The sequence below is a fragment of the Paenibacillus sp. E222 genome (assembly GCF_013401555.1).
GTDB lineage: Bacteria > Bacillota > Bacilli > Paenibacillales > Paenibacillaceae > Paenibacillus.
The window spans coordinates 71,646-84,166 of the sequence record NZ_CP058552.1; the positions used below are offsets into that span (position 1 = coordinate 71,646).

A 12,521-nucleotide genomic window follows, 5' to 3' on the forward strand; every position below is an offset into this window, starting at 1 on the left:
AACAAACAAATATTGTAAAAAGCAATACATAAAATCATTTGAGATTAATGTTCTCCCTCGAATTTAGGCATATCTAGAAGGTTTATTTCTTCCTATTGCCGAATTCGGCCGTTTGTTAAGTTCGTTAATACCCTTTAGAGTCGATTGGTGCCTTGTACAAAAAAGTCCGGCTTCTATCACAGATAGAAGCCGGACAAGATAATGATGCAGCATGATTCAAGTAAACGTTAAGACACTACGAATTGTACTACGACTGGAATTCCAGCATTCAGCGCGTCTCCACCAGGAATCGTAATTGTAGTGGTTGTAACGGAGGAAGTATCTGCTGTCTGCATAATACCGTTAATATAAAGATTGTAATAATTGAACGTGCCTGGAAATGCCGTTGCAGCTGTACCTGCGTCGTTTGTAAAAGCCGTCGCAGCAATCGCAAACGTCGCTCCGGTACCTGTTCCATCGCCAATGGTTGCAGCATATCTTAAACTGTTCTGAAAGGGGGTCACGAGTGGCATGTTTCTCACCTCCTACCTGACATAGTATATGTGGTAGATTCGAGAGTCGTGAAGGCAAAGTCACGAGGAGGTTTGACTAATTTTAACCATTTATTATATTTACTGTTAGTTGGATAGTCTCCAAGATGATCGGCGTTTCTGCAAAAAGTACACCACCTTGCGAAGGAAAAAACAGCATAACCTTATTTACTTCATATGAGTTACCTGGCTGTACGATCCCGTTGATATAAAGATTGTAGAAACTCGTAAGTCCTATTCCTGCAAATTCGGATACGATACCACCCTCATCATTCGCGAATTCCACGGCCGGAATCGTAACCGAGTCCAATAAATTCAGATCGGTGTCTGGAAAATAGAAGTAACGGTTTACCGTAGGAATGATCTCAATTCCGGGTACACTGCCCGGCGGACCTTGCTCACCTGGGGGACCCGTTGGTCCTTGTACTCCGGGAATTCCTGGGAAACCCTGCTCGCCTTGGGAGCCAGCGGGACCCTGCGCTCCGGGCAGACCCGGTTCGCCTTGCTCACCCTGCGGGCCGACAGGACCCTGCGCTCCGGCAAGACCCGGTTCGCCTGGATCGCCGCGAAGGCCAGCAGGGCCTTGCGCTCCAAGTTGGCCCGGCTGCCCAGGCACACCGTGGGGACCGACAGGGCCTTGGGGGCCTTGGGCACCTTGCTCCCCTACCAGACCTTGTGTTCCATGAGGTCCAACAGTCTGAGTTTCATGTTGTCTCACCGGAGCCAGCCGGGGCCTGGACTCCCGGCATGCCGGGTCGATGCCAATTCCCCTCGGCAAAGCAATGATTTTTTTGCCACAGACTACTTTCAGTTGTCTTATTGGACGCTTCGGTCGGAGGTAGCGCCGCTTTTTCCGGCAAGGTTTACGGGTCATAGGGCAATTCCTGAGTTTTCCCAGGGATTTTTTTCTACATTTCGGTATTGAACGTCTCGATCTTAATCGTTTGGGCGCAGCTCTTCTCTTATTCAGATACTTCAAAACGTTCACTCTCCTTAGGCCAAAGCACACAGTGTATATGCCCTATTCTATGTCCTTGCCACATTCGGAGAGTGTGCGAATAACTATGAAGGATGCCCAATAAAAAAAGACAACAGCTCCTGCTGCAGTCCTTTGTCTTAGCCATATGCTTTCATTGTTTGCTCATGAGGTTTTTTTTGGTGGACTCTTACCTCTACTCAAAATGCTGAACGATTTCTTCAGGTTTATGTGTCTCCAATGTAATCTGACCTTTCTCGAAGAGGATCATATACGGGTATGTTTCTAGTTCAAAAATCTTCTCAAATTTAAATTTATGTTCATCACGAATATTATAAAAAGTCACGTTGGTGATTGGGCCTTCCGCCCTCAGATTCTGGTTGTTCACTTCATTCAATTCTGTCTGTAAATCAACAATAAATGGCCGCTCCGCAGGGCGATCGGTAAATACAATTAGAGAAGCATCATTCCTCTGGTTTTGAGTCAAATGTTCAATGGCCTTCTCTCTATTGTTCTGACCACACCCTGTCAATAAGAGTATCAACACACTCACTATCCAGAACCTCTTCATCAAACACGCCTCCAATATATGATATAAGTTAATTCATAATCACCATGAGTTAACTCTTTTGATTGTTTACACTAATGCTCTTTTCAATTGCTTATAAAACGTCAACGGGTCAGCATAATCCGGTAAACCCGCAACCTGTCCGTCACCTAGTTCGAGAATAATCCAGGATCCGCCTTCCATCTTGGCAAAATCCATTGTGAAGAAACGACTTTGAATCGATTGGGCAATGTCCAGAAACGAAATAAATGCTTCCTTGAATGCTTCGTCCTGACCGTCATCCCAATAGTTTGAAATGTATGCAGGCTTACCGTCCATCATAAACACACGCATCTCCCGGGACAACGGCATGCCGCTCTGATCGTGGTAGGATAGAAACTCCAACTGAACATACTCCCTGAACACAAGCCCTGCATTCAATTCCTCACCTTGTAACGTCACAAAGTTATGCACAATCTGCTTCATATGCTCCTCATCCGCAGCATCTGGGATGTAACAGGCTTCCTTCCACTCATGTTTACGAGATTTTACGTAATCCTTAACGATAATCGGCTGATTACCAAACTGGCGCGCGGCCTCCTTAACGGCATCTGGAGAAGCCTGGATATCTGACATAGGCACCCAGACGGAGCGCGGTGTATATCCTTTGATTACGTCATATGACTCGGGCAAGTAATGGCAATGCTTATATTGCTCCGGTGTGTTAATGAGATATAGATTTTTTGACTCCAGGGCCTCATATAGTAGCTCATACTCTTCCGGTCTCAGCATCCAGCCGCGATATAACACGTCCTCTCGTTCTGTTGCTTTCTTCAGCCGTCTCACCGCGAGATCCGGTCGCTGGTTCACTATTAGCTCTTCCAGATGAACTAATCCCAACTCAAATCCAAATTCCTTGGCACATATATACTCTTGTTCGTAGCTTTCGTCTACCTTCTTCTCATTCAGCGGTGAACTACAAAAATAATTTTCATATGTATCTCCTTTTTTCATTTTGCTTTATTGTGTTTCTCATACGATGTCGATCCAACTGAGCTCTAAGGTATAATAAACGAAATACTATTATATACAACCCTCGTTTTACAGGAGCTAATGATCCAATTCGAAGGAGGCTCATCCATGAAATTAGAACGACTTGATCATCTCGTGTTAACCGTAGAGAATCTGGAAGCAACGATTGCATTTTATACGAATGTATTAGGCATGCAGGTAGTTGAATTCGGCCAGGGCCGAAAAGCGTTACAGTTTGGACAGCAGAAAATCAATCTGCATGAGCGGGGCAAAGAGTTTGAACCGAAAGCTCATATCCCCACGCCGGGTTCAGCAGATCTTTGTTTTCTGGTCAGCACGCCGTTGGAGGAAGTCATTGCGCATTTAACACAACAGAACACGAAGATCGAAGAAGGACCGGTAAAACGCACAGGTGCACTGGGGCCAATCTGTTCGGTGTATATACGTGACCCTAACGGTAATCTGATCGAACTATCCAATGCTTTGTATGCATAAGCCATCAGCTCTCACTCTCCATATGGCAGTAAAAAGATCCTGAAAAGCCTCGGCTTCGCAGGTTCTTTTTGGTTTACAGCATGAATAGTTACATAGCTCAAATATTTACGGTTGATATCACTCTCATCACTTGGGAATAGAAAAGGTGCTCCCTTCCTTCTCACAACCGGTTAACACGTAAAAAACACGTCCTTGCTCACTCTTCATCGTACCAATCCCTTTGCAGGTGTTGGTCGTCATCCCCTGTTTGGAGCCATAGGCATCCCTAGAGTTATCATAAGTCGCTTGAATCGCTGAGCCATCGTAAATCAATTCATGGATAATGGCCCCACCTTCAAAGGTATACATTGTTACACGAACCTGATCCTGCTGCTTGTTCTTCACATTCTTCACAAATGTGTTCCACTTATCCTTGTTCCGCATGCCTTCGAGAAGTACAACGACATCCCCGCTTTGCTCCGCTTGCTCAGGGTTATGTGGCTCAATAATTTCCGAAAATGAATTCATGATTACTGGAGAATCCACTGTCTGATCATTTGCCTCACAGGCTGTTAACATCATTAACGCTATCGAAAGCGTGAGCAGTACTCTTTTCATCCTATCACCTCATGCTTAAGACGATAAAGTCGCTGTTCATGTTACATCTCTTTTCAAAACCCTGTTCCAATCATTGTGTGCAAGCGCTAATGTACCTTTGTATCGACTGAATGTACCCCAGATGATACCACTCATGATAAAGCGTGCGCGGAATAATTTCCCCGATGGTGTTCATGCCAAGTTCACTCTCGCGTTGCAGCGGTTCTTCAAGACGACCGGAAAATTTGCGCTTTAGCACCTCTGGCTGCATCTTCAAACGCTCCATTAATTCCTCCCACGTTGGCAGTTCTTCTGTCCATGTTGCAGGGCTTGTCCCGAATCCAAAAAATTTCTCATACGCCGTCGGAATTTCCGCCTCATCAGCAATCAGATAATGAAACCACGTATCCTGATCCAAAATGATATGTCCCACATTCCATCGAATGGAATTGTTGAAACCCTGAGGAACCACATCTACTTGTTCCGGATTCATGGCCACGCACACCTGCAACGTAAATTGCCTTACATCCTGCAGTTGATTCCAAAGAACATCCTCATTGAATTTCATGATTGTTCCTCCTCTGTTTACTAATGGTAATGACTGCTCCATAAGCTGAAACGGCGATTTCTATCTTCAATATAAAGGAAATTTTATCATTTGTATGTAACTTCGACTCTCCATAAAGTGTTTATATAGCAATGCATCATTTACGTCCATCTCATCTGAAAAAGAGGCGATACCTATGCGTTCGATTAACCCATCCAATAACATAGCAAAAGAAAAACGACGCTCTACTTCACGCTTGAATCATAGACCCAATGGGAAAGGTAAAACGGCCCGCCGATTCGCCATTGCCATGGCTGCAGCATTAGTTGTATCAAGTCTGTTGATTGAGCTGGCAGATGAGCAAACGACTCACGCAGCCACTAACGTACAGCATTCCGCCAGTAACACTTCTGTTCCATCGAATGCAGCAAACGCAGAGAAGAAACTCCACTATACCGCTGTAGAGGGGGCTTATTATTACACAGTCGCCTTAAGAAGTGATGGTTCGGTCTGGACCTGGGGCCGCAATCTCTTTGGAGAGCTGGGTGTGAGCGAGAACATTCGATATCGTCATACGTCTAGTCCAATCCGAATACCGGTACTATCTAATGTAACAGCTATTTCAGCCGCCGGTGGTGGAATCAACGCAGCCGTTCAGGCGGATGGAACGGTCTGGGAGTGGGGTGCTGGCAAACTACCAAGCAAAGTCGAAAGCATCAACTCTGCGAAGGATGTAGTGAGTGGTTCTTTTACTGTCGCCCTTCTCCAGAACGGGACAGTCTGGTCATGGCAGCGCCCTAACGCTCAAGGAATCAATTCAGATGATCTCATACGTAAACCGCATGAGATTAACGGACTGAAAGATGTTATCCAGGTTGGATCCGCAGGTCTCCATGGATATGCTCTGAAGAAAGATGGCTCCGTATGGACGTGGAACGAGCCCAACGAATCCGGTAAAATCCTGTCCAAACCTACCAAGATAAAAGGTCTGACCAACATATCTTCGATCACAAGTACAGATACGTCCCTGCTTGCACTGGATAAGAACGGGAAAGTCTGGGGTTTGGACGAGACAGGGAAAGCATTCGCCTTTCATTACGACTTCAAGGTGAAAAAGATGGATGGAAATTCGCAATATATGTTATTACTCACGACATCCGGTGAGGTATATAGCTACGGAAGGAGCGTGAACGGCAAAGAAGGCAAAGTAAACCATTTATCCGGCATTACTGATATTTCAGCAGGATATTACCACAGTCTTGCCTTATCCTCGGATGGAGCCGTCTGGGGCTGGGGAAGTGATAAATACGAGGAAGCGGGTGCACCTGCAACGTCATCTGGTGGCATGGTCTACAAACCCGTTCAAGCCAAAATTGGCACAGATGTATATCTGAACGGTGAGTTGTTCCAGTCGATGTATGCCGCTGTTGAAACGGCTAAGACCGTGCAACTGCCCATCAAAGCCATCGCAGCAGCACTCGGAGCAGAATTTGAGATTCACCAGGTGGAAGGTAGCCTGAACCACTATACGTTAACATATGACAATCGGACAATCACAATCCAACCTAACGAAACACAGTATGTTATAACTTCCGCAGATGTGTCTGGGGAGAGAGTCATGCAGCTGCCTGAACCCATAAATAACTACTCGGGAGCAACCACAGTGCCTTTTGAGGTATTGCGTGGTTTGGGATTGAACGTGTCCTGGGATTCAGAGAAAGCAATGCTGACCATTGACGATGCTGATAAAAAAGAGTCAGGAAGCTAAAAAAGTCCATTTCTTTCTAAAAACACGCGCTTCTTGTGACTTCTGCATTTTCTATTCTATATACAGCATCTCCTTTTTGGTTACTAAGAGTCTAGCGTATGAATTGGATGAAAGAACTTCGTAAAGAATCTAATCTAAATAAAAAGAGTGACGGTTATCCGTCACTCTTAAATAACTAAGAAGTCATCCACTCATAATGATGCCGAGCGAAATGATTTAATTCACTTATATCAGTAAATTTCTCCAAAAATAATCTCGTCTCACTCTTGTATCCCAATGTATAGAAAATCAGAAATCGTTCGTCCTCTGATAATTGAGAGAGAGCAATACGGGTATAATTCGAATCTCTCAAATCTTCTTCTGTGTTCAGACCATGCTGCTCAATCAATTCAAGTATACAATAATAGTTATTAAGGTAATGTTTAATATGCCGACCTTTAAGTCTAAGAAAATCTTCTATTGTTTTATTCAAATCACGCTTATGATCAGCACGTTTCAATTCATCATAGAGAAACTCTCGTAGTTTCTCTATGGCTCTTCTTCCCTCATAAGGTTTATCATTCATTGATGCAATTAAATTGTGATGGAGTTCGATCATTTTAAAAAAAGTGTTTTCAAAGCTTTGCTGTATCATTACATTTTTTTGTTGTTCTAATTGATCACCATTACGAGCCACTTCCAAACGTTGCATCTCCAACTCTTTTCTTTGTAAACTCAACTCATATCTCTGAATGAAAAGAGTGTACACTAATCCTCCAAAAGCAAAAGCAGAGAAAAGTGCATTGATCGCTCCAAACATATCACCAAATGTTCCCCTGTCACTCCACTCCGAGAATGCATAGTAAATAATTACTCCTGATAGACACCAGATAACCAAAAATCCTAATAAAATTGCTTTAAAGTTCACAATAACATTCGGCTTGTCTTGTTTTTTAATTGAATCCAAATCTTCTAACATAAACTTTCTAACACTAGACTTAAGACGATTCATATGTATATTTTCTCCTTTAGGTGACTTTCTCAGGAAAATTATACATAACAACAAGCAATGTGACCATCCTGAACAAAAGAGATTTAAAAAATCCCCTTCAGGTAAACGTCCTGTTCTGAATGAACACCGTTTACTTGAAGAGGATGGATATAAATCATCTCTAACCCTGAATTACTATATTTGGACTCCTACTTCTCGAACCGGAACCAGCCAAAGTCAAACTGACTACCCGGCAGGAAAATAAAGGTCACCTTCTGCACACCTTTAACTTGCTCAAGCTCAAACACCCGCTCCTCATATCCATCGGACTGTGTGAATTCGACCAGCTGATTGCTCTGTCCGTCCTCACCTGCAAAGCGGATATGAATCGTGTTTTTATCAATCGGCGAACGTCCATAGATCACAAGCTTGGACGAGCCGTCTGCCGTGAAGTCCATATTTTCAAACTCCAGCGACACATTGTTCCCGATCCCCTCAACATGATCACCCTCGATCTTGAATGTATCCCCGTAGAGATGATCGCATGATGCAGCCGTATTCTGCTCAAATGCCCGGCTTTGGCGCTCGAACGAGAAGCCTTTGATATGAATCTTCTGCTTCAGTACAAAACAGATCGATGTAATCCCGCTCAGCCGCTTGGACAGATGATACGTCTCTTCCTGATATACATTCCATCTGGATTCTTTGTCATACACCACATCTGCCAGCAGTGTACTTCCCTCTTCATCCGGCATGCCTTCCCAGATCTGAATGAAGTACTCTTCACTGGACAGCGCAAAGATTGGAATCGTAATGGTGTCAGATCCATAAGGCCCGAAGTCAATGTTGCGGAAGCCCACATGTGTCTCCCCGTCCCGGCTTGTCGCTACCCCGCGTTCATTGCCGTTGCCGACATCCCCTTTGGTGTAATCGTACAGCCCGCCAGTAATAAAGCCGTATGGATCTTTGTAAGCCGTACCTAGACCTGTTGCTTTGAACTCCAGTTGGGAAATCAGTTTCGTTTTATCGGTACCGTTACTGCTCGTCGCACGAAGACGGAATTCCCCATCGCCCAGAGCGGATACGTTGACTTCCAGACCGTTGGCTTCGACCTTGGCAATGTTGGATTCGATACCTGCGTCGTTCACAACTGCCCACTCAATATCCCGATAGGATGTGTTCTCCGGATACAGCTTGGCTTTCACCGTCATCTCCTGTTTCGATTCATCGAATAGCTGTCCACCTTCGCTGACAATCTCGATTTTTCGCAAAGGAATCTCCTGCACGTGGCCCGTCAGAACCGGACGTTCTGTATTACTCATGAGTACGATATGCTCCTGACCTGCAGCGGCCTCGGAATCACCTAAGGTACGATCTCCTGCGCCTGCAACAGCTCGTGATTCGAACTCGGCAGCTGCACTTTCCAACCCTTCCGAAGTCACCTCGATGCGTACCGTTCCCGATTCGTTCGTTGCCCCGATGATTGCCATCAGCTTGCCGCTGAACAGCCTTCTGCTCAGTCCTTTATATGGATCATAGTCCGTGCTGTCCCCGTTATCGAGACCCAACAGACGACCTGCACCTGTCACTTGGACCTGCACACGGTTGTTTGCATTTTGCACGGGATTGCCCGCTTCATCTTCCACTTGGATTTCCACGAAAATAAGATCCGTACCGTCCGCTTGCAGCTGCTCCCGATCGGCTTGCAGACGAATCTTCTTCGCATCTGTATAGGATCGTTGCACATCCGTTGCAATTACGTTGCCGTTCTCATCATAAGCGATCGCTTTGAGCTCGCCTTCTTCATATGGCACTTTCCACCAGCCTGCCAACTGGGTTCCCTTTGCATGGTCGATATCATGCGTGCCGATTGTCTTGCCATTCAGCTGCAATTCAATTTTCGGCGCATTACTGCACACGCGTACATCGATCAGCTGACCCGGGCTGAAATCCCAGTAAGGGAACAGGTGAACCATCGGGCTTTTCTTGTAATCCGTCCAGGCCGCTTGGTAGATATAATAGGAATCCTTCGGGAACGTTGCTGTATCCAGCTGTCCAAAATACGAATTCTTCGTATGATACGGTGTTGGTTCTCCAATATAATCGAATCCCGTCCACAGGAACTGCCCCAAGGAATACGGCGTATCTCGTTCCGCCAAAATGCAATATTCTGCTGACTTTGCGCCCCAGCTTGTTGTACTGTTACCCAAAGCTGAGCACTGCTCGTCATCGTCGGCCAGAATGGATTGCTCGAACGGGAAGTGATAGATCCCACGGCTCTGCACCACAGACGACGTTTCACTACCATAGATAATCCAGTCCGGATGTTCTTCGTGATGTTTGTCGTAGTATTTTTCCGCGTAGTTATAACCTGCGAGCTTCACGATATCGGCGCATTTTTGTGCGTTTTCCCACGGCATGTAGTTCGAACCGATCGTCACGCCTGCATTCCCTTTTGGATCGAATTCCAGTACATACTCCATCAGCATCCGGGTTACTTCTTGGCCCCTCTCATCCGCATGAGTGTCGTAAATTTCGTTACCGATACTCCACATGATCAGACTTGCATGGTTACGATCACGCTTGACCCAGCTCTTCACATCAGAATATGCCCACTCCGGGAAAAATCTCGCATAATCGTAAGGGGTTTTGGCTCTCTCCCACATATCAAACGCTTCCGAAACGATCAGCATACCCATCTCATCCGCAAGTTCCATGAATTCTTTGGCAGGCATGTTATGAGCGGTCCGGATGGCATTGACGCCCATTTCCTTCAACAGAGTAAATCTTCTGCGCAGCGCCGTCAGGTTAAAAGCAGCCCCGAGCGCCCCGAGATCATGGTGTTCACACACACCGTTCAGCTTCATCTTGACCCCATTCAGGTGGAATCCTTCGTTTGCATCCAACTTGATATCCCTGAAACCAATCCGCTGTGTGGCGGTCTCGATCGTCTCATAGCCCTGCTCACCTGTAGCTACTTGTAGTTCCGTTACCAGATCATACAGATTCGGTTCATCCGGGCTCCATAACTTCGGAAGATCGACCGTCAGCTTTTGGCTGTTGGATTGTATCTCTCCATGTCCGGCGTCTTGACCCGCTGTAGCTGTAACGTCCTCTTTGCTGGATACGATCTGATTACCCTGATACCAAATCGTGTGCACAAGTTGTGCGTTCTGATTGAGACTCAGCTCTGTATCCACCTCAACCTGCCAGCCTTCTGTCTGCTGCTGAATCGATACATAGGTACCGTCTGTGACAATATGATTCCGATCTCTCGTTTTGAGCCACACATTGCGATAAATGCCAGCCCCCGAATACCATCTGCTGTTGGGACTCTGATGCACAACCTTGACTACAATTTCATTGTCACCTTCCACCAAAGCACTCGTGATCTCATGCTCAAAAGCCGAATAACCGTACTTCCACTCCCCCACAAGCTGACCGTTTACATATACGAAAGAATCCATATACACCCCGTCAAAGCAAAGCAGAAGCTGCTGCTCATCCTTCGTATACGGGAATGTCTTGCGATACCATCCGATGCTATCCTCATACAGATCGAGCGTATTATAGATCAGCCAATCATGAGGAAGCTCAACCGGTTCAAACGTTAACCCCGCAGGCTCCGTAACCTCCAGCTTACTTTTCGCAAATTGCCATCCATCCGTAAAAAGCTTTTTCTGATTCATCTCAGCTCTCACTTTCTGTGTGTATTATGATTGCGGTTACAAACAACAATAGACTACGTACCGAAAACCTTTTCGAAAATAATTTGGTGAGACAATAACACTTGACCCGATTATACCATCTGACCGCCTCTGTACGTCACTTTTTGAACAGATTGAAGAAAAAAGGGCCCGCTTTAGATTTCCAAGTCGGGACCTTACGAATTCTACCAAATATATAACTGCATTAATTATTCATAGCTCGAATCGGTCTGTAGAATGCCCGAATATCATCTGCCAGCAACTCCGGTTCTTCCAAAGCCGTAAAATGCCCTCCACTTGGCATGGACGTCCAACGCGTTACGTTCAGGTTTTGCATCGCCCAAGACTTGGGCGGCAGCACGATATCCGCAGGAAATATGGCAATGCCTGTCGGAACATCTATCCGTCCCAATGGTGGCAAGGAATGTGAATTTTCGTAATACATACGTGTGGATGATCCTATCGTGTTTGTAACCCAATAGATCATAATATGAGTCAGCAATTCATCCTTGCTAAATAGTTGATTAAGGTCGCCTTTACAGTCGCTCCAAGCACGAAATTTCTCAATGATCCAAGCGGCCAAACCTACTGGGGAATCGGAAAGTCCATACGCAAGTGTCTGAGGTTTGGTTGATTGAATGGACATATAACCCCCCTCTTGTGAAATCCAGGTTGAAGCATTTTTCTTGTACTCTCGCTCTTCCTCTGAGCGTTCTCCTTCATCCTGGGAAGATAAGAGATCTCTTATGATACCAATATCCGTTAAGTGGATTCCAACTAGAAGTTCAGGATTATTCGATGCCAGATAACGTGTAACGCCAGAGCCAATATCTCCACCTGCAGCAGCAAATTTGCTGTAGCCTAATTCTTTGGTCATTAGTTTGGCCCACATCTGGGAGACACCAGAGTTGTTGATTCCAGGTTGGTCAGGGCGACTAGAGAATCCAAATCCAGGCAGTGAAGGCACAATGACATCAAAAGAGTCCTCCGGATTACCTCCATGACTCGCGGGATCGGTCAGGAGAGGGATAATCTTTTGATAACGAAGATAGCTATCGGGCCAGCCATGGGTAAGAATAATCGGCAGAGGGTTAGGCCCTTTACCACGTTCATGTACGAAGTGCACATCCACCCCATCCAACTGGCAACGAAACTGGGAAAATTGATTCAACCTGGACTCTTGTGCTCGCCAGTCATAATGATCTCTCCAATAAGAGACAAGTGATTTTAAATAACTAATATCTGTTCCTCGCTCCCAGCCGGAATCTACAAATTGATCTGGCCAACGGATGTGATGCAGCCGATATTGCAAATCGTCCAGAATCTCATCGGAGACATGAATATGAAAACGTTCAACAGTCATCAAGATTTCC

At 45.6% G+C, this 12,521-nt stretch carries 11 protein-coding genes; 2 read left to right on the forward strand and 9 right to left on the reverse strand.

The features are described 5' to 3' along the window. Positions 1-227 precede the first annotated feature (227 nt). The 4 genes from HW560_RS00345 to HW560_RS00360 all read right to left on the reverse strand — a co-directional run bounded on the left by HW560_RS00345 (position 228) and on the right by HW560_RS00360 (position 2,923). Positions 228-512 (reverse strand): DUF4183 domain-containing protein, encoded by a 285-nt coding sequence (locus HW560_RS00345; RefSeq protein WP_090893587.1) that lies wholly within the window; start codon positions 510-512, stop codon positions 228-230. Between the two features lie 82 nt (positions 513-594). Then, entirely contained in the window at positions 595-1,404 is an 810-nt protein-coding gene (locus tag HW560_RS00350) for a DUF4183 domain-containing protein (protein WP_179261430.1), read from the reverse strand. 298 nt (positions 1,405-1,702) lie between these two features. Beyond that, the gene (locus tag HW560_RS00355) at positions 1,703-2,077 is read right to left on the reverse strand and encodes a hypothetical protein (RefSeq protein WP_090893584.1); all 375 of its coding nucleotides are present in this window, start codon (positions 2,075-2,077) and stop codon (positions 1,703-1,705) included. A gap of 66 nt (positions 2,078-2,143) precedes the next feature. After that, complete coding sequence (locus HW560_RS00360; protein WP_257031567.1) at positions 2,144-2,923, reverse strand: ATP-grasp domain-containing protein; 780 nt, start codon at positions 2,921-2,923, stop codon at positions 2,144-2,146. A 270-nt stretch (positions 2,924-3,193) separates the two neighbouring features. On the opposite strand from HW560_RS00360, the gene HW560_RS00365 reads away from it, so the two are divergent. Continuing rightward, the gene (locus HW560_RS00365; protein ID WP_179261434.1) at positions 3,194-3,580 is read left to right on the forward strand and encodes a VOC family protein; all 387 of its coding nucleotides are present in this window, start codon (positions 3,194-3,196) and stop codon (positions 3,578-3,580) included. A gap of 126 nt (positions 3,581-3,706) precedes the next feature. On the opposite strand, the gene HW560_RS00370 is transcribed toward HW560_RS00365, so the two are convergent. After that, positions 3,707-4,177, reverse strand: a complete 471-nt coding sequence (locus HW560_RS00370) for a DUF4362 domain-containing protein (RefSeq protein WP_179261436.1) — start codon at positions 4,175-4,177, stop codon at positions 3,707-3,709. A gap of 70 nt (positions 4,178-4,247) precedes the next feature. Beyond that, positions 4,248-4,724, reverse strand: coding sequence for a DinB family protein (locus HW560_RS00375; RefSeq protein WP_179261438.1), 477 nt, complete (start codon positions 4,722-4,724; stop codon positions 4,248-4,250). 175 nt (positions 4,725-4,899) lie between these two features. Between HW560_RS00375 and HW560_RS00380 the strand changes: the two genes are divergently transcribed. Further along, entirely contained in the window at positions 4,900-6,471 is a 1,572-nt protein-coding gene (locus tag HW560_RS00380) for a stalk domain-containing protein (protein ID WP_179261440.1), read from the forward strand. A gap of 175 nt (positions 6,472-6,646) precedes the next feature. Here HW560_RS00380 and HW560_RS00385 read toward each other — a convergent pair whose 3' ends face one another. The 3 genes from HW560_RS00385 to HW560_RS00395 all read right to left on the reverse strand — a co-directional run bounded on the left by HW560_RS00385 (position 6,647) and on the right by HW560_RS00395 (position 12,511). Beyond that, positions 6,647-7,462, reverse strand: coding sequence for a putative phage abortive infection protein (locus HW560_RS00385; RefSeq protein ID WP_090893574.1), 816 nt, complete (start codon positions 7,460-7,462; stop codon positions 6,647-6,649). Positions 7,463-7,650: 188 nt separating this feature from the next. Continuing rightward, positions 7,651-11,130, reverse strand: coding sequence for a glycoside hydrolase family 2 TIM barrel-domain containing protein (locus HW560_RS00390; RefSeq protein ID WP_179261442.1), 3,480 nt, complete (start codon positions 11,128-11,130; stop codon positions 7,651-7,653). 223 nt (positions 11,131-11,353) lie between these two features. Next, on the reverse strand, positions 11,354-12,511 hold the full coding sequence (locus tag HW560_RS00395; RefSeq protein WP_179261444.1) for an epoxide hydrolase family protein: 1,158 nt from the start codon (positions 12,509-12,511) through the stop codon (positions 11,354-11,356). Between the last annotated feature and the right edge of the window lie 10 nt (positions 12,512-12,521).

What these genes read in the sequence shown, in the direction of transcription:
- HW560_RS00350 (WP_179261430.1), bottom strand. Translation starts at nt 1,404, where the DNA reads ATGACCCGTAAACCTTGCCGGAAAAAGCGGCGCTACCTCCGACCGAAG.
- HW560_RS00395 (WP_179261444.1), bottom strand. Translation starts at nt 12,511, where the DNA reads ATGACTGTTGAACGTTTTCATATTCATGTCTCCGATGAGATTCTGGAC.
- HW560_RS00380 (WP_179261440.1), top strand. Translation starts at nt 4,900, where the DNA reads ATGCGTTCGATTAACCCATCCAATAACATAGCAAAAGAAAAACGACGC.
- HW560_RS00355 (WP_090893584.1), bottom strand. Translation starts at nt 2,077, where the DNA reads ATGAAGAGGTTCTGGATAGTGAGTGTGTTGATACTCTTATTGACAGGG.
- HW560_RS00390 (WP_179261442.1), bottom strand. Translation starts at nt 11,130, where the DNA reads ATGAATCAGAAAAAGCTTTTTACGGATGGATGGCAATTTGCGAAAAGT.
- HW560_RS00365 (WP_179261434.1), top strand. Translation starts at nt 3,194, where the DNA reads ATGAAATTAGAACGACTTGATCATCTCGTGTTAACCGTAGAGAATCTG.
- HW560_RS00370 (WP_179261436.1), bottom strand. Translation starts at nt 4,177, where the DNA reads ATGAAAAGAGTACTGCTCACGCTTTCGATAGCGTTAATGATGTTAACA.
- HW560_RS00345 (WP_090893587.1), bottom strand. Translation starts at nt 512, where the DNA reads ATGCCACTCGTGACCCCCTTTCAGAACAGTTTAAGATATGCTGCAACC.
- HW560_RS00385 (WP_090893574.1), bottom strand. Translation starts at nt 7,462, where the DNA reads ATGAATCGTCTTAAGTCTAGTGTTAGAAAGTTTATGTTAGAAGATTTG.
- HW560_RS00375 (WP_179261438.1), bottom strand. Translation starts at nt 4,724, where the DNA reads ATGAAATTCAATGAGGATGTTCTTTGGAATCAACTGCAGGATGTAAGG.